The 21,084-nt window shown below is 71.7% G+C and carries 17 protein-coding genes and 1 riboswitch; of the genes, 7 read left to right on the forward strand and 10 right to left on the reverse strand.

From position 1 onward, the window contains the following. The first annotated feature begins 106 nt into the window (after window positions 1-106). The gene (locus tag NNW99_RS14665) at window positions 107-688 is read left to right on the forward strand and encodes a flavodoxin family protein (protein ID WP_215119541.1); all 582 of its coding nucleotides are present in this window, start codon (window positions 107-109) and stop codon (window positions 686-688) included. A gap of 3 nt (window positions 689-691) precedes the next feature. On the opposite strand, the gene NNW99_RS14670 is transcribed toward NNW99_RS14665, so the two are convergent. From NNW99_RS14670 to NNW99_RS14685, 4 genes are all read right to left on the reverse strand, one after another. Then, the gene (locus NNW99_RS14670; RefSeq protein ID WP_215119544.1) at window positions 692-1,573 is read right to left on the reverse strand and encodes an ABC transporter permease; all 882 of its coding nucleotides are present in this window, start codon (window positions 1,571-1,573) and stop codon (window positions 692-694) included. Further along, complete coding sequence (locus NNW99_RS14675; protein WP_215119546.1) at window positions 1,560-2,555, reverse strand: ABC transporter ATP-binding protein; 996 nt, start codon at window positions 2,553-2,555, stop codon at window positions 1,560-1,562. Before NNW99_RS14675 ends, NNW99_RS14670 begins: the two co-directional genes overlap by 14 nt. Window positions 2,556-2,596: 41 nt before the next feature. Further along, window positions 2,597-3,859 (reverse strand): outer-membrane lipoprotein carrier protein LolA, encoded by a 1,263-nt coding sequence (locus NNW99_RS14680; protein ID WP_215119547.1) that lies wholly within the window; start codon window positions 3,857-3,859, stop codon window positions 2,597-2,599. 243 nt (window positions 3,860-4,102) lie between these two features. After that, window positions 4,103-5,113, reverse strand: coding sequence for a polyprenyl synthetase family protein (locus NNW99_RS14685; protein ID WP_215119549.1), 1,011 nt, complete (start codon window positions 5,111-5,113; stop codon window positions 4,103-4,105). Window positions 5,114-5,619: 506 nt separating this feature from the next. Further along, a riboswitch (cyclic di-AMP (ydaO/yuaA leader) is annotated at window positions 5,620-5,795 on the forward strand. A 3-nt stretch (window positions 5,796-5,798) separates the two neighbouring features. Here NNW99_RS14685 and NNW99_RS14690 point away from each other — a divergent pair. Next, window positions 5,799-6,575 (forward strand): LysM peptidoglycan-binding domain-containing protein, encoded by a 777-nt coding sequence (locus NNW99_RS14690; RefSeq protein ID WP_215119550.1) that lies wholly within the window; start codon window positions 5,799-5,801, stop codon window positions 6,573-6,575. Here NNW99_RS14690 and NNW99_RS14695 read toward each other — a convergent pair. Beyond that, complete coding sequence (locus tag NNW99_RS14695) at window positions 6,539-7,387, reverse strand: HAD family hydrolase (RefSeq protein WP_215119552.1); 849 nt, start codon at window positions 7,385-7,387, stop codon at window positions 6,539-6,541. The genes NNW99_RS14690 and NNW99_RS14695 overlap by 37 nt on opposite strands. Before the next feature lie 186 nt (window positions 7,388-7,573). Between NNW99_RS14695 and NNW99_RS14700 the strand changes: the two genes are divergently transcribed. The 3 genes from NNW99_RS14700 (at window position 7,574) to NNW99_RS14710 (ending at window position 10,881) form a co-directional block, all read left to right on the forward strand. Continuing rightward, window positions 7,574-8,644, forward strand: a complete 1,071-nt coding sequence (locus NNW99_RS14700; protein WP_370869200.1) for a GNAT family N-acetyltransferase — start codon at window positions 7,574-7,576, stop codon at window positions 8,642-8,644. Between the two features lie 78 nt (window positions 8,645-8,722). Beyond that, the gene (locus tag NNW99_RS14705) at window positions 8,723-10,042 is read left to right on the forward strand and encodes a glycosyltransferase family 2 protein (protein ID WP_215119554.1); all 1,320 of its coding nucleotides are present in this window, start codon (window positions 8,723-8,725) and stop codon (window positions 10,040-10,042) included. 83 nt (window positions 10,043-10,125) lie between these two features. After that, the gene (locus NNW99_RS14710; protein ID WP_215119555.1) at window positions 10,126-10,881 is read left to right on the forward strand and encodes a polysaccharide deacetylase family protein; all 756 of its coding nucleotides are present in this window, start codon (window positions 10,126-10,128) and stop codon (window positions 10,879-10,881) included. 56 nt (window positions 10,882-10,937) lie between these two features. Here the strand turns inward: NNW99_RS14710 and NNW99_RS14715 are convergent, their stop codons facing one another. The 5 genes from NNW99_RS14715 to NNW99_RS14735 all read right to left on the reverse strand — a co-directional run bounded on the left by NNW99_RS14715 (window position 10,938) and on the right by NNW99_RS14735 (window position 18,229). Then, window positions 10,938-12,125: a glycosyl hydrolase gene (locus tag NNW99_RS14715; RefSeq protein ID WP_251057800.1), complete on the reverse strand. Its 1,188-nt coding sequence runs from the start codon at window positions 12,123-12,125 to the stop codon at window positions 10,938-10,940. Further along, window positions 12,122-12,562, reverse strand: a complete 441-nt coding sequence (locus tag NNW99_RS14720) for a hypothetical protein (RefSeq protein WP_215119556.1) — start codon at window positions 12,560-12,562, stop codon at window positions 12,122-12,124. Before NNW99_RS14720 ends, NNW99_RS14715 begins: the two co-directional genes overlap by 4 nt. Further along, entirely contained in the window at window positions 12,559-14,412 is a 1,854-nt protein-coding gene (locus NNW99_RS14725) for a glycosyltransferase (protein WP_215119558.1), read from the reverse strand. The genes NNW99_RS14720 and NNW99_RS14725 overlap by 4 nt, the downstream gene beginning before the upstream one ends. 249 nt (window positions 14,413-14,661) lie before the next feature. After that, window positions 14,662-16,863: a lipopolysaccharide biosynthesis protein gene (locus NNW99_RS14730; RefSeq protein ID WP_251058097.1), complete on the reverse strand. Its 2,202-nt coding sequence runs from the start codon at window positions 16,861-16,863 to the stop codon at window positions 14,662-14,664. Between the two features lie 118 nt (window positions 16,864-16,981). After that, the gene (locus tag NNW99_RS14735; RefSeq protein WP_215119560.1) at window positions 16,982-18,229 is read right to left on the reverse strand and encodes a DegT/DnrJ/EryC1/StrS family aminotransferase; all 1,248 of its coding nucleotides are present in this window, start codon (window positions 18,227-18,229) and stop codon (window positions 16,982-16,984) included. 309 nt (window positions 18,230-18,538) lie between these two features. Here NNW99_RS14735 and fahA point away from each other — a divergent pair, with 309 nt between their 5' ends. Both fahA and NNW99_RS14745 read left to right on the forward strand, forming a co-directional pair. Further along, window positions 18,539-19,756, forward strand: coding sequence for a fumarylacetoacetase (fahA, locus tag NNW99_RS14740; RefSeq protein ID WP_215119562.1), 1,218 nt, complete (start codon window positions 18,539-18,541; stop codon window positions 19,754-19,756). Window positions 19,757-19,998: 242 nt separating this feature from the next. Beyond that, window positions 19,999-20,937, forward strand: a complete 939-nt coding sequence (locus NNW99_RS14745) for a M56 family metallopeptidase (protein WP_215124283.1) — start codon at window positions 19,999-20,001, stop codon at window positions 20,935-20,937. The last annotated feature ends 147 nt before the right edge of the window (window positions 20,938-21,084 follow it).

Here is a 21,084-nt window from a genome sequence, read left to right on the forward strand (position 1 = left end):
GGGCAGGCCCGCGTGACCGACGAGGCCACCCCTGGCGGATTTGAATGCGCACGCATATGATGCAAGCGCGTGTAATCGCCGTACGCCTTTCTTCTGGGGGACCTCCATGACCCGCCGCTTCCTCTTCGTCCTCGGCAGCGCCCGCGCCGAGGGCAACTCCGAGCTGCTGGCCCGCCGGGCCGCCGAGCAACTGCCCCCGGACGTCGAACAGCAGTGGATCGACCTCTCCGAGCATCCCGTGCCCGACTTCGAGGACCTGCGGCACGACAGCGATCATGTCCGTCCGACCGAGGGCAACCACGCCCTGCTCCTCGACGCCACGCTCGCGGCGACGGACATCGTGATCGTCACGCCCCTGTACTGGTACTCGGTCTCCGCACAGACCAAGCGCTACCTGGACTACTGGTCGGGCTGGCTGCGCACGCCCGGCCTCGACTTCAAGGCGACCCTGGCCGGACGCACCCTGTGGGGCGTCACCGCCTTGGCGCACCGGGAGGAGGTCGTCGCCGACCCGCTGATCGGGACGCTGCACAACTCGGCCGCGTACATGGGGATGCGCTTCGGCGGGGTGCTGCTCGGCAACGGCAGCAAGCCGGGTGACGTACTGAACGACACCGAGGCCCTGACCCGGGCCAAGACCTTCTTCACCCAGGAGGCGCCGCCCGCCCGGTTCCTGTACGAGAACTGAGCTCTAAGCGGTGATGTCCTTCGTCGTGAAGCGGGCCCAGGCCGCCGAGCCGAACACCGCCGCGTACAGGGCCTGGAGGCCGAGGTTCTTGGTCAGCTCGTCCCAGTAGACCGGCTCGCGCATGAGGTCGGCGAAGGACAGCCAGTAGTGCGAGAAGAAGTACGGCTGGAGGGCGTGCAGTTGCGGGATCTGGTCGAGGATCTGGACCGTGATCAGCAGGCCGACGGTGGTGGCCATCGCCGCGATGCCGCTGCCCGTGAGCGTCGAGACGAACAGGCCGAGCGCGGCGACGCCGATCAGTGACGCGGCGACGGCGAGGGCGATCAGCAGGGCTCTGCCCAGGCCCTCGGCGAAGCTGATCCGCGTACCGGAGATGGTCGTCAGGTCTCCTAGCGGGAACAGCAGCGCGCCGACCGTCAGCGCCGAGACGGCGACCACCAGGGTGGCCACCAGGCAGAAGATGACGACGGTCGCGTACTTGGTGAGCAGCAGACGGCTGCGGCCGGCCGGGGCGACGAGCAGATAGCGCAGGGTGCCGGCGTTCGACTCGCCGGCGATCGCGTCGCCCGCGACGACCCCGATCGCCATCGGCAGGAAGAACGGGAGGGTGGCGGCCAGGGCGGTGAAGACGAGGAACAGGCCGTTGTTGGTGATCTGCGAGATGAAGGCCGGTCCTCCGCCCCCTCCGCCGCCGGGCGACGAACCGTCACCCGTCTCGATCTTGACGGCGATGCCGACCAGGACGGGCACGCCCGCAAGGACGGCCAGCAGCGCGAGGGTGCGCCAGCGCCGGAAGGTCGTGGTGAGTTCGCTGCGCAGCAGCCCGAAGGTCCACAGCGGGCTCACCGGGCGTACGGCAGCCTTCGCCGTGTCAGCCTGCGACATCGAACCCCTCCCCCGTCAGCGCCACGAACGCGTCCTCCAGCGAGGCCCGTTCGACCGTGAAGCCGCGTACGCGCACCCCGGCCGTCACCAGCGCGGCGTTCACCTCGGCGAGGTCGCGGTCCGGCGGTTCGCCGGTCACCCGGTCGTCGGTGACGACGAGGTCGCCGATGCCCTGCTCCTTCAGCACCCGGGCCGCCTCCGCCGGGTCCGGAGTGGTCACGACGAGTCGGCCGCGTGCCCCGGCGGACAGCTCCGCCACCGGGCCCTGTGTGATCAGACGGCCCTGGGCCATCACGGCCGCGTGCGTGCAGACCTGTTCGATCTCGTCCAGCAGATGGGAAGAGAGGAAGACGGTCGTACCGTCCGAGGCCAGTTCCCGGATCAGGGTGCGGATCTCGCGCATGCCCTGCGGGTCGAGGCCGTTGGTCGGCTCGTCGAGCACCAGCAGCCGGCGGGGCTGGAGCAGGGCGGCCGCGAGGCCCAGGCGCTGCTTCATGCCCAGTGAGTACGCCTTGGCCTTCTTGCTCCCCGCGGCCGTCAGGCCCACCCGGTCCAGGGCGGCTGCGACCCGGGCCCGCCGGGTGCGGGGGTCGGCGGCCGGGTCGGCCGAGTCGTACCGGATGAGGTTGTCGCGGCCGGAGAGGAAGCCGTAGAGGGCCGGGCCCTCGATGAGGGCGCCGACGTGCGGCAGCACGGCGCGGGTGGCCCGGGGCATGGGCTGCCCGAGGACCCGCGCCGTGCCGGAGGTGGCCTCGATGAGGCCCATCAGCATGCGGATGGTGGTGGTCTTGCCGGAGCCGTTGGGGCCGAGGAAGCCGAAGACACTGCCCGCCGGGACGGTCAGATCGAGACCGTCGACGGCGAGCTGTCCGCCGCGGTAGCGCTTGGTGAGCGCGCGGGTGGAGATGACGGGGTCCGCGGGGTCTTCGGGCTCACCCCGCGCCTCCCGTTGCTCCGATTCCGTGGCGGACGGTTCGCCCATCGGCTTCCTCGTTCTCTTGGCGTCCCCTGGCGGCAGGGGACTTACTTCCCGGCGTCGGCCGCCTTCACCAGCGCGTCCTTGGTGACCAGGCCGACGTAGACCTTGCCGTCGTCCGTGATCAGGGCGTTGACCAGACGGGTCGAGAAGACCGTGCCCGAGCCGAACTTGCCGGTGACCTTGTCGCCGAGCGAGTCCATGAAGCCGCCGAGGTCGCCGCCGGCCTTGCCGGAGGGCACGCCCTCGCCGCCGGTGTCGAAGGTGGCTATGGCGTTCCAGCCCTCGCCGATGGTCTTCATGCCGTCGAGGCCCTGGCCGAGGTCCTCCTCCGACTTCGGGGCGTGCCGAGGGGCATCTCCCTTGTCGAAGTCCTTGCCCAAGTCCTTGCCGAAGCCCTTCTCGAGGCCCTTCTCGGAGCCCTTCTCGGGCGCCTCCTCCTCGGTGACCTTCGCCCCCTTCGGCGGGGTGAAGTCGAAGGTCGACGCGGCCGGCTTGGCGAAGTCGACCTGGGTGAAGCCCGCGTCGACGACGGCGGAGCCGCCGCTCGCCGGGGTCAGCGTGAACTTCAGCGGCGTGCCCGTCTTCGCGTCCACGGCCACGGTGATCGCACCGACCGTCGAGCCGGACTGCTTCGGCTTGATGAGCAGCTTGTAGGCGTCCCGCCCGGCGACCTGGGCGGTGCCGTCCACGGTCACGGAGGTCGTGTCGTCGGCGGCCTTGAGGGCCTCCTCGGCGAAGTCCTTCGGCGTGGCAGGCGGCTGCTGCCGGTGGTCCTCGCCGCTCTCGGAGGCCGTGCCGTGGTGGACCTCGTTCGACTTGCTGTCGTAGGCCCAGACGTCCTTGCCGTTGTGGACGATGCTGTACTCGGCGGCGTTCTCCAGCAGCGACAGCTTCTGCTTGTCCGGGCCGTCGGCCGCGACGCGCAGGGTGTGCGTGCCGGAGGCCAGTTCGGTGAGCTTGGCGGTCGGGTCGGCGGAGGAGCCGCCCTCGCCCCGGCCCGCGGCACCGGACATCAGGCTGCTCTCCAGCCCGCCGAGGTCCGGCAGCCCGAGGTCCGTGCTGATCTTCACGGTGCCGGACAGCTGCTGGACGTCCGACTTGGCGATCTTCTCGATGAGCTGCTGTGCGGTGATCTTCGGGAGGTCGGGGTCCCCGGAGTCGGCGAGCGCGGGGACCAGCCCGATCGTCGCGGCCGCCACCCCCATCACCGTGACCGGTACGACGTACCGCGCGGCCTTGCGCCGTCCGGAACGCCGCTCGTCGACCTCCCCGGCGGTCGTGCTGTCGTCGGATGCGTACGGTGCCATGTGTGCCCTACCTCCGTGGTCGGCGGCGGCTGTCCGTGTCGTCCACGCACTCGTCCCTGAGCCGCCATTCTCACCCGAACAGGTGAGGAGTGGTGTTTTCCCTGGTGTTCATCTGACCAAATCGGCCAGGGAAATACGTCAGACCCCGGACTCAACTCCACGTACTGCTGGGGTATGACACGGAGGACCGGCTCCTCCCCCGACCCGTAGGGGACGGGGGCCGGTTCGGGCGCCGCTTCGGGGCTAGCCCGCCCGGTGCACCACCGCGTCGCACAGCTCCACGAGTGCCGTCTTCGCGGCGCACTCGGGCAGGGGGGCCAACGCGGAGCGGGCGTCCTGGGCGTAGCGGACGGTGTCCTTCCGGGCCTGTTCCAGCGCCGGGTGGGCGCGCAGCAGGCGCAGGGCCTCGGCGTGCCGTTCGTCGTCGGTGAGGTCGGAGTCCAGCAGCTCGCACAGGGCGATGTCGTCCGCGAGGCCGAGCCGGGCCGCCCGCTCACGCAGCCGCAGCACCGGCATGGTGGGGATGCCCTCGCGCAGATCGGTACCGGGCGTCTTGCCGGACTCGTGGGAGTCGGAGGCGATGTCCAGGACGTCGTCCGCGAGCTGGAAGGCGACGCCGAGGCGCTCGCCGTACTGCGTGAGGACGTCCACGGTGGTCTCGTCGGCGCCGGACATCATCGCGCCGAACCGGCACGACACCGCCACCAGCGAACCGGTCTTGCCGCCCAGCACGTCGAGGTAGTGCTCGACGGGGTCGCGGCCGTCCTGCGGTCCGGCCGTCTCCAGGATCTGGCCGGTCACCAGCCGTTCGAACGCCTCGGCCTGCACCCGCACCGCCTCCGGGCCGAGGTCGGCCAGGGTGTGCGAGGCGCGGGCGAAGAGGAAGTCGCCGGTGAGGACCGCGACGGAGTTGTCCCAGCGGGTGTTCGCGCTCGCCACCCCGCGGCGCACCGTCGCCTCGTCCATCACGTCGTCGTGGTACAGCGTGGCGAGGTGGGTGAGCTCCACGACGACGGCCGAGGGCACGATCCCGGGCGCGTAGCGGTCACCGAACTGGGCGGAGAGCATCACGAGCAGCGGACGGAACCGCTTGCCGCCGGCCCGCACCAGGTGCTGGGCGGCCTCCGTGATGAAGGGCACCTCGCTCTTGGTGGCCTCGAACAAGCCTTCCTCGACAGCCGCCAACCCGGCCTGGACATCGGCTTCCAGAGCCTGGTCCCGCACGCTCAGCCCGAACGGCCCGACGTCGGTCACGAGGGGTCTCCTGTCTGCTGTGTCTGCCGGTGATTACGCGGATTGTCGATAGGTCGCTGCCATCACTCGAGTCAGCGTATCCGGTCACGTTTCGATCACCGCCAGCGCCCATGGTTACAGGCCGGGTGGTATCTGATCACGACCGTTATGTTTTCGATCAGCTCATAAGAACAGACATTTATCGACTTACCGGGAGGTAGTGAGATATGCACGATTTGCCGTGACGATTGCGCAAATTCCCTTTGACGGGAATTGCCCCACAGGCTCGTGATCAGTGAGTTGAATCACGTTAACCCCTGTGTCGCGCCACCCCGGCATCGACCCGTACCTCCTTCAGCCGAACGCCAGTTGAGCCTTGACTCTCGCAAAGGATCAAGCGGACCAAACACCCCCGACCAAGGTCAACCGCGCGATATGTGATTCCCATGCTTGTTCCCGACATGTGCTCTCGCATACGTTCCCGCCCTGTCCGGCGGACGCCGAATCCTGCCGCCGCCCGGACCCCCACACACAAACCGACTCACTCACGCAGGGCAGGAGCGGGGGACCCAGGTAAGTCGCCGGTCCGCACAGCGGCACGGCTCGGGGTGAAGCCGCGCACGGCAGTACATCGCCGTACGCGGCCGGGCACCTCCCGGCCCGAACCCGACAGCTCACCTCGCAGGCGCCGGAGAGGAATATCGCCATGGCCGGACGAGGCAAGCACCGTCGCCCCAGAACCAACCCGCTCTCCCGAGGTGTCGCGATCGCCGGCACCGGCGGAGCGGCCCTCACCCTCCCGCTCCTCGGAGCCACCTACGCGAGCGCCACCGAGGCGCCGCAGAGCGCACCCGCCGTCGCGCAGTCCCTGCCCCAGGCGGTCCAGCCCAAGTCGCTCACGTACACCGTGGCCAAGGGCGACACGCTCTACCGCATCGCGGACAAGTACGACGTCGCGGGCGGCTGGAAGAAGCTCTACAAGGACAACCGCTCCGCCATCGGCGACAGCCCGAAGGTGATCCACCCGGGTCTGAAGCTGAAGGTGTCGACGACGAAGGCGCCCGCCGCGAAGAAGGCGACCAAGTCGTCCGCTCCGGCCAAGCCGGCCGCCAAGCCCGCCGGTGGCGTCGCCAAGGCCACCCAGGCCTCGGCGAAGACCTACGCCGACAACCTCGACGGATGGATCCGCGAGGCGCTGGACATCATGGGCCAGAAGGGCATTCCGGGGTCGTACGACGGCATCCACCGCAACGTCATGCGCGAGTCGTCCGGCAACCCCCAGGCGATCAACAACTGGGACTCCAACGCCGTCAAGGGCACCCCGTCCAAGGGCCTGCTCCAGACCATCGACCCGACCTTCCAGGCCTACCACGTGGACGGCACGTCGTGGGACCCGTACGACCCGGTCGCCAACATCACCGCGGCCTGCAACTACGCGGCCGACCGCTACGGCTCGATCGACAACGTCAACGGCCCGTACTGAGCCGTCCCGCCCAGCAGTCGCTCGAGGACGACGGCGATGCCGTCGTCCTCGTTCGACAGGGTGATCTCGTCGGCCACGGCCTTGAGTTCGGGATGGGCGTTCGCCATCGCGACGCCGTGGGCCGCCCAGTCGAACATCGGGATGTCGTTGGGCATGTCACCGAAGGCGATGGTGTCCGCCGGCCGCAGCCCCAGATGCTCGGCGGCAAGCGCCAGGCCCGTCGCCTTGGTGACGCCGCACGGCTGCAGCTCGACCGTGCCGGGCCCCGACATCGTCACCGTCGCCAGTGAACCGACCACCGAACGCGCCGTCGCCGCCAACTCGTCGTCCGACAGATGGGGATGGCGCAGCAGCACCTTGCTGATCGGCTCGCACCACAGGTCGTCGCGCCGCTCGACCCGTACGGCCGGCAGGGTCGGGTGCGGCATCAGATAGCCCGGCTCGATGAGCGTGAGCCCGTCGACCCCGTCCTGGTCGACCGCCGCGTACACCTGCCCCACCTCCGCCTCGATCTTGCCGAGCGCGGTCTCCGCCAGCTCCCGGTCCAGGGTGATGGACCACAGCAGCCGGTCCGCGCCGGCGTCGTACACCTGCGCGCCCTGTCCGCACACCGCGAGCCCCGTGCAGCGCAGGTCGTCGAGGAGCGGTCGCACCCGCGGCGCCGGCCGGCCCGTCACCACGAGGTGCTGCGCACCGGTGTCCGCCACCCGCGCGAGCGCGGCGAGCGACCGGTCGGAGAGGGTGTCGTCGCCGCGCAGCAGCGTCCCGTCCAGGTCGGTGGCGATGAGTGAATATGCGATGGGTGCGGCCATGATCTGAGAATACGGACAGCGCGCCCCTTCGTTTCATCGCACCGTGGACACCGATTGCCCGGTTGAAGGCCTCTGCACCAGTTGGCAACAACATGGTCCGCTACCTACCGTCGAGGCCGTCTCGGGCGGTACCTTCCAAGTGTCCAGGGGGGACTTGATCGGGGGGTCAGGTTGAGCAGTGGGCGCATTCGCGTGGCTGGGCCCGGGGAGCTCGGCGAAGGGGAGAAGGAGCGCTGGCGCGCACTGCGCGCTGCCTCCGAGGCACCGCGCAACCCCTTCATGGAACCGGAGTTCACCGAAGCCGTCGGCCTGGTGAGGCCGCAGGCACGGATCGCGGTGGTGTACGAGGGGCTGGAGCCGGTCGGTTTCCTGCCCTACGAGCGAGGGCCGTTGGGCCAGGGCCGGGCCATCGGGCTCGGGGTCTCGGACGCGCAGGGGGCGATCCTGCGGCCGGGCCTGGACCTGGAGGCGGGCCGGCTCCTGAAGGCCTGCTCGGTGTCGAGCTTCGCCTTCGACAACCTGGAGGCCGAGCAGCGGCTGTTCGTCCGGTACGCGGCCGAGGAGCACGCCACCTACGTCATCGACGTGGAGAAGGGCTACGAGACGTACGAGTCGGTGCTGCGCGCCGAGTCGCCGAAGTTCCTGAAGACCACCCTGGCCAAGGAGCGCAGGCTGGGACGGCAGGCCGGCGAGACGCGGTTCGTGTTCGACGAACGCGACCCGGCCGCGCTGCGCACCCTCATGGAGTGGAAGTCCGCGCAGTACCGCAGGACGGGCCGGCAGGACCGCTTCGCCCGGGAGTGGATCACCCGGCTCGTGGGGCGGCTGGCCCGGACCCGGGCAGCTGAGTGCGCCGGCACCCTGTCCGTGCTCTACGCCGGAGAGCGGCCCGTCGCCGCGCACTTCGGTCTGCGCTCGGCCTCCGTCCTGGCCTGCTGGTTCCCGGCCTACGACCCGGAGTTCGCGAAGTACTCGCCGGGTCTGGTGCTGCATCTGCGCATGGCCGAGGCGGCGGCCGCCGAGGGCATCGGCATGCTCGACCTCGGGCGGGGCGCGGCGGAGTACAAGGACGCGCTGAAGACGGGCGAACTGCCCGTGTACGAGGGCGCGGTGACGCGACCGGGGGCGGGCGCGGCACTGCACTGGCTGAGCCGCGAGCCCGCGCGCCGCGCGCACAGCTTCGTCCGGGGCAGGCCGCGGCTCGCGGCGCTGGCCGCGCGGACTTTGAAGGGCGCGGCTCGGCTGCGCCGTGGCTGAGCACGAGTTCGTACCTGAAGGCGAGTTCGTACGTGAAACGCGATTTCGTACCTGACATGAGTGGGGGGTGAGGGGCGCATGGCTCGTTCGGCGCGTGCGCGGGAGGAGATACGGCGGTTCCTGGACATCGGGGCGGTTCAGGTCGCTGAGCTGGATCTCGACGGTGACGGTGACGAGGCGGTGCTCAGACCCGGGCCGGGGAGCCCGCCGGTGACGCACGGCGAGGTGTTCGTGCTGGTCCGCAGGGGTGGGCGGCCCGTGGGCACGCTGCTCGGGCGGGTGCCGGAGGGGGCGGACGCACGGGGTGTGCTGGAGGCGCGGGCGCGGGCGGAGTGTGCGGCCGGGGATGTCGAGGACGCCGGGTGTGCCGGTGAGCCTCCGTACACCAGTGTCGTCGTCGCGACCCGGGAGCGGGCCGGGCAACTGGCCCGCGCGCTGGACTCGCTGCTGGCGCAGGACCACCCCCGGTTCGAGATCGTCGTCGTGGACAACGCGCCCGTCACGGACGAGACGCGGGAGCTGATCGAGCGGAAGTACGCCGAGCGCGTGCGGTACGTGTGCGAGCGGGTGCCCGGCCTCGCGGTCGCGCACAACGCGGGCCTCGCGGCCGTGCGGGGCGAGGTGGTCGCCTTCACCGACGACGACGTGGTCGCCGACCCGCGCTGGCTGACCGAGCTGACCGCGCCCTTCGCCGCCGACGCCGGACTGGGCTGCGCCACCGGGCTGATCCTGCCCGCGCGGCTGACGACCCCGGCCCAGGTCCTCCTGGAGAGCCACGGCGGCTTCGCGAAGGGCTTCACTCCAAGGACGTACGACCCGGCGCGTCCGCCGGGCGACGAACCGCTGTTCCCGTTCACGGCGGGGCGGTTCGGCTCCGGGGCCAACATGGCGTTCCGTACGGCGGTGCTGCGTTCCGTCGGCGGTTTCGACCCGGCCACCGGTGCCGGTACGGCCGCCCGGGGCGGCGACGACCTCTACGGATTCGTCCGTGTCCTGGCCCAGGGCCACCGGCTGCGCTACACACCGTCCGCACTGGTGTGGCACCACCACCGGGAGACCTGGCGGGACCTGGAGACCCAGGCGTACGGCTACGGCGCCGGGCTCACGGCCTATCTGACCGCGGTGCTGGTGAACCGGCCCGCGCTGCTGCCGGCGTTCCTCGCCCGGCTGCCCCGCGGCCTCGCCCACGCCCGGACGCTGACGGCCGTACGCGAGACGGACGGGGGCGGGGCGGACGAGGGCGGGGCGCCGGGTGACCACGACGTGCGGACGCATCCCTGGCCACGGCGGCTGTCGCGGCTGCAGCGCAGGGGGATGCTGTACGGGCCTGTCGGCTATGTGCGGGCGCGGCGGGCGCTGCGCGCGACGGTCGGCGCGACGGTTCGGAGGGCGAGATGAGGACGTCGGCACGGACGCGAGGTGAGGGGCCGATAGCGCGCTCGGGGACCCCGGCCATCCCCGTCTTCCTGTACCACGCCGTGATGGACGACCCGCCCGACTGGATCGCCGAGTTCACGGTCACGCCGAAGCAGTTCGCGGCCCATCTCGACGCCTTGGCCGACAGCGGCCGTACGCCCGTCACGATCAGTACGATCGCCGACCATCTGGCCGGGCGGGCGCCGCTGCCGCCCCGGCCCGTGCTGCTCACCTTCGACGACGGCTTCGCCGATCTGCCCGGACCGACCGCCGAGACGCTGGCCGGACGCGGGCTGCCCGCCACCGCCTATCTCACCACCGGCGCCATCGCCCCGGGCGGCCGCAGTCTGCTGCCGCCCGCCCCGATGATGACCCTGGACCGGGCGGCAGAGCTGGAACGTTCCGGCATGGAGATCGGCAGCCACACCGTCACTCACGCACAGCTCGACACCCTGTCCGGCAAGGACCTGGCGTACGAACTGCGCACGTCCAAGGCCGTGCTGGAGGACGCCCTCGGGCACGAGGTCCGCCATCTCGCCTATCCGCACGGCTACAACAGCCCCCGGGTGCGGGCCATGTCGGCCCGGGCCGGTTACGAGACGGCGACCGCCGTACGGCACGCGCTCAGCTCCGAGGGCGACGAGCGGTACCGCATCGCCCGGCTCATCGTGCGGCGTACCCACACCGTCGCAGATGTCGAGGGCTGGCTGGCGGGGGCGGGCGCGCGGGTCGCGCCCTACCGCGACGGGCCGAAGACGATCGGGTGGCGGTGGTACCGGCGGGCCCGTGCGGTGGTGCACGGGCCCGAGTTCGCGGGCTGACCGTCGCCGCGTTCGGCCGCTACGTGAGCGGCTGGCGCTACGTGAGCGGCTGGTCGCTACTTGAGCGGCTGGTTCAGGTACGGGTCGGCGGCCGCCTTGCGCAGGCTGTCCCAGGCCGCGTCGTTGGCCAACGCCAGATTGCAGTGCGGTCCGGGGTCGCGGTAGTTCCACTGGAGGGCGGCCTTGACGCCCTCCAGGCCCTTCAGCACCCCGGGCACCTGCGCGTACCACTCGGCCTGTCGCTGCGGGCGGGCCGAGTCCTCGGCGGTGCCGAACTCGGAGAGCATCAGCGGCTTCTCGTCGGAGATGTGCTCGCGGATCCAGTCGTGCGCGGCGTCCTGGGTCTGCGCGAAGCTCATCCAGCGCGTGTTGTGGCAGCGGTAGTAGTTGTACTGGTTGTAGCCGATCCAGTCGACGTACTCGTCGCCCGGGTACATCCGCTTCATCTCGTCGGCGTGGTCGAGATAGCCGGTGGTGATCCACGTCCAGACGACGTTGTCGACGCCCAGCTCGCGGAACCGGTCGTGGATGTGCCGGTACGCCTTCACGTACTCGGCGGGGGTGCCGTTGTCCGGGGTGCGGGTGTCCATCTCCAGGTCGAAGGAGAGGAAGACCTTCTTGCCGTAGTCCTTGATGCGCCGGGCCTGGACGTCGATGACCTTGTCGTCCAGCTCGCCTGACGCGATCTGCTTCCAGGTCGGCTGCTGCTTCTTCGTGCCGCCCCACCACTTGCTCTCCCAGGACAGCAGCAGCAGGTGGTCCTCGCCGACGCGCTGTTCCTCGGGGGTGAGCAGCTGGCCCTCGCGGCGGGTGCCCTCGGGCAGGGACATGTCGTGGTACGTGTACACGATGTCCAGTTCACGGCCCACGCGTTTCTCGTAGGCGCGCACCTTCTCGGGCAGATCGCCGCGCTCGTGCGGCACGAACGCGCCGAACCAGGCGCCGCAGGGCGGTTCCAGGAGTGCGGTGGGGCGGCAGTCCGCCTTGGAGCCGGCGCCCTGGGGGTCCGGTCCTGAGGCGTCCCGGAGGGCGAGTACGCCGACCAGGACCGCGCTGACGACCGTCGCGGACGTGATCAGCAGCCGACGCCGGCTCGATGCGAACGGGCCGGCGGCCGGCCGCTCCTCGGTCGTGGTGTTCGGGTCGCGGCGAAAGGGGCGGTGGGATCGGTGGGGACGGTCGGATCGATGGGAACGGTCGGATCGATGGGAACGGTCGGATCGGTGGGGACGGTTGAACCTCACTGAGCGGAACCCTTCGGTGTACTCGGCGTCGTCCTCGCCTGCGGGGAGGCGCGCAGCGGCGGACAGAACGCGGCGAGCGTGGTCAGCAGGGTCAGCGTCAGCAGCACCCGCTGCGCGCTGAAGGTGTGCGTGGCGATCAGGACGGTCGCGACGAGCATCACGGCACCGATGCTCATGAACAGCACCAGCATCAGCCGCTCCAGCAGGTCGGAGTGGCGTGCGAAGTCCGGGTCCCGGCGCTCGACGGGCCCTTCGGCGGGCCGCGCCCCCAGTGCGGGGGCGCAGATTCTGACCATCGCCGCGCCCGGGCCCGCCGCCAGGAAGAGGACGACCGCGGCGCCCCGCAGCGGCGAGCCGCCGGGCAGGGCGAGCGCGGCGAGCGCGAGCCAGCCGCCGAACGGCGGCAGCATCCGGACCACGAGTTCCTGCGGTGTCATCGCTCCGCTCCCTCGGACTGCTTCAGTACGTAGAGCCATCCGGCGCTGTTCTGCGCCACGAGCCGGAACCGCGGTGAGGCGGCGACGGACTTCCGGATACGGTCCAGCTGCGCCTTGGTGAGCTGGCCGTTCATCTCGGAGTTGGCCAACTGCCCCTGGGTGAGCAGGAAGTAGGCCCGGGCCGGTCGCTCCACCCCGGCCATGTCACTGGCGAGGGTGGCGGCCGGCTTCTGGACGATCCGGTCGACGTGGCTGCGGGCGTCGTCGAGGAACCAGTAGTGGTCGACGCTCCCGTAGGAGTCGTACGCGAGCGGGTAGTTGCGGTTGGCGGCCACGACGAGCGAGCCGTCGGGCGCCTGGTCGAAGAGCTGCCGTACGAGGGCCACTTCCTGCGGCGGGAAGTAGTTGATCCGGTCCTTGCCGGAGTAGGCCGGGACGAACGCCAGCGTTCCGCCGAGCAGTGCTGCCAGCGGCAGCCCGACGCCGAGCCACCGTCGTCCGCCCTTGGCGGGGCCCTTGGCGTTGCCCTTGGTGGGGCCCTTGGCGGGGGCGGCGGCCTGCCGGCTGTCGGCTTCCCGGGCGGCGGCGTCGGCGGCCAGGGTGCGGACCTTGGGCAGCAGCGCGGCGGCGGCGAAGAACGCGGCGCCGGGCAGCATGAAGAGCAGCACCCGGAAGATCATCTCGCTGCCGTAGCTGCTGGCCGCGAACATCGGCAGCGGGGCCGCCGCGATCAGCAGCAACGGCCGGGCCCGGTGCCGCAGCACCCGTTGGCGCAGGACGCCGAGGGCCGCGAGCAGCAGGACGGAGCCGGACAGCAGCCGGGCCGCCCAGGAGGTCGCGATCGCTCCGGTGCCGGTCGGGGTGGCGCCGTACCCCGTCTCGACGTTGGCGCCGACGTCGCCGACGGAGCGGATCATGTCCGGCATCGCGGCGGACAGGAAGGGCAGCGCCGCAGTGAGACACCAGGCCAGGAAGATCACGACGGTCGTGACCACCGGGACCCAGTCGCGGTAGCGGCGGCTGAGGCACAGGGCGAGCAGGCAGACGACGAGCATGCCCGGGGTGAGCTGATGGGAGATGACGATCGCCACGAGCATGACGGTGATCACCACCGTCCACACGGCCTGCCGGGGCTGCCCGCGCCGCACGGCGGACCGGCCGAAGCGGCGCAGGACCACGGCCAGGACGCCGACATGCAGCGCGTAGGCCACGGACTGGGGCGAGAAGTAGTCCTGCCCGACCCAGTTGGCGACGTAGAAGAGCCAGACCGCCGTCCAGATCAGCCGCCGGTCCTCGGTGAAGGTGCGGTAGATCAGCAGCAGCGGGAGCAGCAGCATCAGACTGGAGGCCAGGGGCCACCAGGCCATGAACATCGCCGCCGAGTCCACGCCCAGCAGCCGTACGAGGGCGGCCTGGGCGGCGAAGAAGCCCGGCCACTGGTCGTACACCGCCATGTCGCCGACCTGGTCGGCCGTTTGCAGACCGCCGGCCGTCAGCAGATGGTCGATGACCGCCTCGTGCTTCCACGCCCAGGCGTACAGCGGGGTCGGGTAGACCACCGCCTGGGTGGCCCGCTCCATCACGAGCAGCCCGAGGACGTACGCCGCCGCCCAGCCGCCCCGCCGGCGCGGATCGCGGACGGTGAACCAGAAGCCGGTCGTGAGCACCACGAGGCCCGCCCAGAAGGTGGGGTGCAGCGCGGTCACCAGGCCGTAGTCGTCGAGCCGCGAGACATCGGTGTGCCGCACGGCGTACACCCAGAGGGCGAGCGCGGCGAACAGCGGCACGCCGGGCCAGGCGAGGGCGCGGCGCCCGGGCCAGACGGGTGGCAGATCGGACAGGTCCGTCACGGGCTCATGGGCGGGGCTCGACGACTCCGAGGAAGAGGGGCTGGAGGACTGGCTGGAGGTCTCGGGGTGAGGAGCCGACGAGTCCGCTTGATCCCGGGCAGGTGTGGGTTCTGGCGTGGATCTCTCCCGTGGAGTTGCTGGCGGACGCACGGTGGTTCCCCCCTGGCGAATCGGCTCTGTTCGACTCTGTTCGGCGCTGGGTCGTGTCTGTTCGGCGCTGGATCGTGTCTGTACGGCGCTGGATCGTGATCAGTCGCTGGGCCGGCGGCTCGGTGGTCCGTCGGCCGGTCGGTTGGATCTGGAGCGGGAGCGCGTCCACGCCGACGCGGCGCGGGTGAGCGGCAGAAGCAGGACGAGGACGGCGAGCAGGGGCGGCGCGACGGGTGCGAGCTCCTCGCGCCACACCCAGCCGCCGACCGCGACGAGATACAGAACCCCCCAGCGCCCCGGCCACGTCAGCCGCCCGCCCGCGCTCGCGAGCAGCAGCCACAGCGGAACGAGGCACAGCAGCTGGCAGACCGGCGGCGCCCAGCGCAGCAGCGGCTCGGGCCCGTCGAGCCCGAGCGTGTCCGCGAGGAAGCCGGCCGTCTTCTCGTACAACGCCCCGTCCACCGGCCGCGGTTCCCGTCCGAGGGCGACCGGTGCGGTGTACAGGGCGAGCAGGGCCGCGTACAGCGCCGTGCCGGGCAGCCACGGGTCGCGCCGGGTGCACAGCGTGAGGGCGGCGACGAACACCACGAGCAGCAGGCCCCCCGCGGTGAGCGAGGGCAACGGCAGCCCGTCCAGCAGCTGACGCCCGGTCAGTGCGGCTTCGGAGGCGTCGTCGAGCCAGGGCAGGTCACGCAGCGGTGCCAGGAAGAAGACGGCGGCGACACCGAGCAGGCTCCAGAGGGCGCCTCTGAGCCACCGTTCCTGTGATTCCTGGCCGGTGGGCCGGTCTTGGGGCTCGTGCGGTGGTGCCCCGGAGTCGTGTGGTGATTCTCCGGAGTCGTGCGCTGGCGCCCCGGGCTCGTGCGCCGGTTCCCGGGACGGCCCCTCCGGCCGCACGATCAACGCCAGTGTGTCCGCCTGCAGCGCCTCGCGTTCGTACCCCGGCCGGCCGATGAACAGCGTCACCGTGTCCTGGTCACCGTCCTTAGGCTGGTACGCGGCCCGGCGGGCCCAGGTCGTGCCGTACCCGGCGGTGGCGTTGAGCTTGGCCCAGCGGGTGCCGTAGGAGGGGTCGGCGGGCGGGCGGACAACGGGCGCGCTGTCGTTGTGGCGCAGTGCCGCGCGGAGCCCGACCGAGGAGACGACGGCGATCAGCGTCATGCTCAGCAGCACCGCCCAGCCGGCGCCCGCGATCCCCGCCGGGGTGAACAGCACGGCCGCGCTGCCCAGCACCAGGACGCACATGGCGCCTTGGAGCGCGGCCAGCACACCCGTGCGCCCCTGGACGCGCAGCACTCCGATGTACAGCTCCACCACAACCCGCGGCAGCGCGCCGAGGGCGAGCAGCCGCAGCACGGTCGAGCCGTGCTCGGCGTAGTCCGGGCTGAAGGGCGTGAGGATGTACGGGGCGAAGAGGACCAGCACCGCCACGACCGGGACCAGCAGCAGCGTCATGCGCCGCAGGGCTCCCCGGACGCCGTCGGCGAGCTGGCGCGGGTCGTGCGAGGCGTGCGCGGTGAGGGACGAGGCCATGTTGATGGCCATGAACTCCATCGTGCCGCCGACGGTGTACGCCACGTAGAAGTAGCCGTTCTCCGCGGCGCTGAAGCGGACCGCGACCATCACCGGCAACAGGTTGATCATGGCGAGGCTGAACAGCGCGCCCAGTGAGTCCCCGGCCAGGAAGCGGCCCATGTCGCGAAGTTTGGGAGGCTCCTTCTCGCGGTCGTGTGCCGCTTGGCCCGGGATGAGCTTGCGGAAGATCAGCCAGCCCAGCGGCAGGGTGGAGAAGGCGATCGCCACCGCCCAGGAGACGAAGATGCCGAGGACGGGCAGGGTGCCGGCGAAGACGGCGAGCAGGGCCAGTTTCCCGACCGAGAACACCGCGTTCCCGGCCGGTACCCACTCCGCCTTGCGCAGTCCGGTGAGCACGCCGTCCTGGAGGGTGAGCAGCGCCCAGGCCACGCACGCGGCGACGAACAACGCGCCCGCCATGGGTGTGCCCAGGGGCGCGTAGGAGGCCCCCCAGGCGTCCAGCGTGAGCAGGAAGACGGCGGCGGCGAGCGCCACGACCAGCGAACTGGCCGCGTACGTGCCCCACACCAGGCGCCCGGTCTCCCGTCCCGCGCGCGGGACGAAGCGCACGACGGCCCCGATCATCGTCGTCGCCGTGATGCTGGCGAGCAGCCGCATCGCGGCGATCGCGGCGGAGCCCTGGCCGACGGCCTCCTCGGAGTAGTAGCGGGCGGCCACCAGCCAGAAGCCCAGGCCCAGTACGGCGGACACGCCGGTGCTGAGCATGAGGAAGTAGGCGTTCTTGAACAGCGAGTCGTGCGTGTGTTCGTTCTCGGCAGGCTGCGGCCCGCCCCCGTCGGTGCGCGTGGGGGCGGGCTCGTGGACCTGGATCTCAGCCACGGGACTACCCCAGCCCTCCCGGTGTCGGCCTGCTCCCAGGCAACTCCCCCGGTGCTTCGACCGGTCGTGCCCCGGACCGCTCCAGCACCTCGACGGCCGTCCGCGCCCGCAGCGGGTCCACGGGCAGCGCGTGCCGCGCGAACCAGCGGGCCGCCTCGGGGGCCGGTGAGGGGTCGGTGAACTCCGCCCCGGCGTAGTCGTCCAGGGGCGGGTCGTAGAGGTAGCCGACGACGATGCCCCGCTGTGCCAGTGCCGCGATCGCCGCGTCCCGGTCCGCCACGAACAGCGGGACGCGGAACAGCGGCTGGGTGCCGTAGGCGTCGCGCGGCTTGGCCCAGGGCGTGGACAGCAGCAGCTCCGTGCCCGCCCGGCAGGCGTCGAGCACGTCGTCGAGCCGGTCCAGCTTGTGCCCGATGCGCCGCAGCCGCAGCGCGCCGGGCTCCTGGCGGTAGTCGTGCATGTCGACCCGCACCCAGGAGTGGTGCGCCTCCAGGCCGGGCGCCCGGGGCTCGGCCCGGGCGAGTTCGTCCGGGCGCAGCGGCATCCGGATCTCCTCGCGGTCCGCGAGACCCAGCAGCCGGATCGCGGCCCAGGCGGCGCGCCGCAGCCGCAGCCCGCGCACCGCCGCCTCCGCGAACGGCCGGACCGCGTAAGCCAGTTCGGAACTCGCCCGGCGCGGGACGAGCAGCCCCGCGCAGGTCTTCTCCACCGCCTCCCGCAGCCCCGGGTCGGCGAGCGAGAGCATGCCTCCGGCCTTGGCGCCGACATGCTTGGACAGGCTGAACGCGGAGGCCTCCCCCCACGCCCCGACCGGCCGGTCCCCCACCCTGCTGCCGATGGCGTGCGCCCCGTCCTCGAACAGCGGGATCCCGAGCGCGTCGCACTTCTGCCGCAGACGCGGCGCCGGGTCCGGGTTGCCGTACAGGTTCGTCGTGAGCACGGCCGAGACCGAGCGCCACGTCTCCTCGGGTACGGCATCGAGGTCGATGGACGCGTCCAGCGGGTTCAACGGCGCCTGCACCGGACGCAGTCCGGCCGCGAGCACGACGAAGAAGATCACGTCGTCGTTGACCGGCGACATCAGCACCCGTCCGCCGGGCGGGCACCAGTGGCGCAGCGCCACGTACAGCCCGAAACGGCACGACGGTACATACACACATTCCCGGCCGAGCCGGACGCGCATGGCCTCTTCCAGCCGCTTCGGCTGTGGACCACGCCGTACCGAGCCCGGACCGGCCTCCCCTACGGCCATCCGCCCCCCTGATGTGCCATGGGAACGCCCCCTCCCCGAGGCCTTCCGGCACCCGCCCAGAGTCGCCCCGTTCGCACCGCTCCGTCAAGATTGCGTCGCGTCCTGTGGATAACTTCCGGCACGTACGCATAAGGTGTCCCGTTTGCCGCGCCGGAGTCGCGCCGTCCGGTCGCCCCGCGCCCTCCTGCCCCGTTCGCGCCCGTCCGCCTCCTCGGACTCTGCCCACGACCGGCGTGCCACCCGTAACGTGTGGCACGACCACGAACACGTGGCGACGACATGGCACACCCGAAAGCGAGGCAGCACCCGATGCCCCCCTTCGATGTCCCCGAGGGTGACCCCTTCGGCCCGCACAATCTGCCGTACGGCGTGTTCTCCCTCCCCGGCTCGTCCCACCGGTCCGTGGGCGTCCGGCTCGGCGACCATGTGCTGGACGCCGGCGCCGCGGCCCACGCGCTGGGCTCCCCGTACGCCGCCCTGCTGGCCCAGCCGAGCCTCAACCCGCTGCTGGCCGCGGGGCGCACGGCCTGGTCGGACGTGCGCCGGGCGCTGACCGCGTGGGTGACCGTGCCGTCCCACCGCGAGACCGTCGAACCACTGTTCCATCCCCTGTCCTCGGTGACCCTGCACCTGCCCTTCGAGGTCGCGGACTACGTGGACTTCTACGCCTCGGAGAACCACGCCCGGAACGTCGGCCAGATCTTCCGCCCCGACGCCGAGGACTCCCTCACCCCCAACTGGAAGCATCTGCCGATCGGCTATCACGGCCGCTCCGGCACGGTCGTCGTCTCCGGCACGGACGTCGTACGCCCCTCCGGCCAGCGCAAGGCGCCCACCGACGCCGCTCCCGTGTTCGGCCCGTCCGTCCGCCTGGACATCGAGGCGGAGGTCGGCTTCGTGGTGGGCGCGCCGTCCCGGATGGGCGAGCCGGTGTCCCTCGACTCCTTCCGCGAGCACGTCTTCGGCCTCTGCCTTCTCAACGACTGGTCCGCGCGCGACGTCCAGGCCTGGGAGTACGTCCCCCTCGGCCCGTTCCTCGGCAAGTCCTTCGCCACCTCGGTGTCGGCCTGGATCACCCCGCTGGACGCCCTGGAGGACGCCCGGGTGACCCCGCCGGCCCGGACGCACGAGCTGCTGCCGTACCTCGACGACAGCGACGAGGAACCCGGCGGCTACGACCTGCGGATCACCGTCTCCGTGAACGGCCACGTCGTCTCCGAGCCGCCCTTCTCCACCATGTACTGGACGGCCGCCCAGCAGCTCGCCCACATGACCGTGAACGGCGCCTGTCTGCGCACCGGCGACCTGTACGGCTCGGGCACGGTGAGCGGCCCGGCGGACCGGGAGCGCGGCTCCCTGCTGGAGCTGACCTGGAACGGCCGCGACCCCCTCGAACTCCCCGACGGCAAGCGGACGTTCCTGGAGGACGGCGACGTGGTGACCCTCTCGGCGTGGGCCCCGGGGCCGGACGGCGTACGCGTGGGGCTCGGCGAGGTGACGGGGCGGGTGACACCACGAGCGGAGTGAACGCTCGCGGCAGGGGCGGGTCTGGCCGACAGTCGCCCCTCCCGGCTCTTTCGATGGCGTTCGACTCCTGACTCACACCGCCCGGCCCGTCATACTGGGCGTCGGGCGGTGTGTCCGCCCGCGCGCGGTACACGGCCCGTTCGGCGAGCACGTCGGCCGTGGCACCGGTGCGCGCAGCAGCCGCTCTCCCCCGCACGACCCGTAGCCGCCCCTCTTCCGACCAGGAACCGGAGCCCGTGGCAATGACCGTCTGCCTGCTCCTGCTGAGCGTTGTCGCCGTGACGGCCGCCGTGCCCGCGCCCCGGGCGCTGACCCGGTCCGCCTGGCCCGAGCGGGAACCGGTGGTCGCGCTGTGGGTGTGGCAGTGCCTGGTCGCCACCGTCCTGCTGTGCTGTGTGACGGCTCTCGCCCTGGGGGCGGCCGCCGTCTTCGGCACGGTGCGCGCCCAGCTCTTCGCTCCGGCGCCGCCCGCCGTGACCGCGGCGTACGACCTGTCCACCGCCCCGCCGTGGGCCGCCACCCTCACCCTGCTGCTGGCCTGCGGCGCCGCCTGGACGACCGCGATGCTCGCGCGCGAACTGGTCGAGGCGCGCCGGCGCCGCGCCCAGGCCCGCGCCCATCTGCGTGAACGCGCCCCCGATCTGCCGGCCGGCCTGCCCGCCGCCCGCGGTCCCCTGCTGGTCCTGGAGGACGAGTACCCCGACGCCTGGTGGATGCCCGGCAGTCCGTCCCAGCTGATCGTCACCACGGGCGCCTTGCACCGTCTCACCGGCCACCAGCTCGACGCCGTCCTCACCCATGAGCGCGGCCACGCCCGCGCCCGCCACGACTGGCTGCTGCATCTGTCCACGGCCCTGGCCACGGGCTTCCCGCGCATCCCTCTGTTCGCCCACTTCTGCGACCAGACCCACCGCCTGGTCGAACTGGCCGCCGACGACACCGCCTCCCGCCGCTGCGGCCACCTGACCACCGCACTGGCCCTGATCGAGCTCAACCAGCACCGCGGCGTCCTGTCCTGCGCCTCCAGCCACCGGCTGCTGGGCGAACGCGTCGACCGGCTCCTGGAACCGCCGCCCCGCCTCGGCCGCAGCCACCGGGCCCTGACGACCACCACGGCCGCGCTCGTACCGCTGCTGCCCCTGCTGATCGCCTTCGCCCCGGGCCTGACGGCGCTGTCGTAGCCGTACCGGCCGGGAGCCAAGGGGGCGGATCCGGCCCTGGAGCGGCGGCGGCCGTGGTGGCAGATCTCCCCACGGGCCCGCCGAAACCGCAGCTCAACCGTCGAACCGGTCACATTCCCGGTGGCGCAACACTCCCGCAACACTACT

Origin of the sequence: Streptomyces sp. CRCS-T-1 (assembly GCF_024442335.1) — a bacterium.
In the GTDB taxonomy this organism is placed as follows: Bacteria; Actinomycetota; Actinomycetes; order Streptomycetales; family Streptomycetaceae; genus Streptomyces; species Streptomyces koelreuteriae.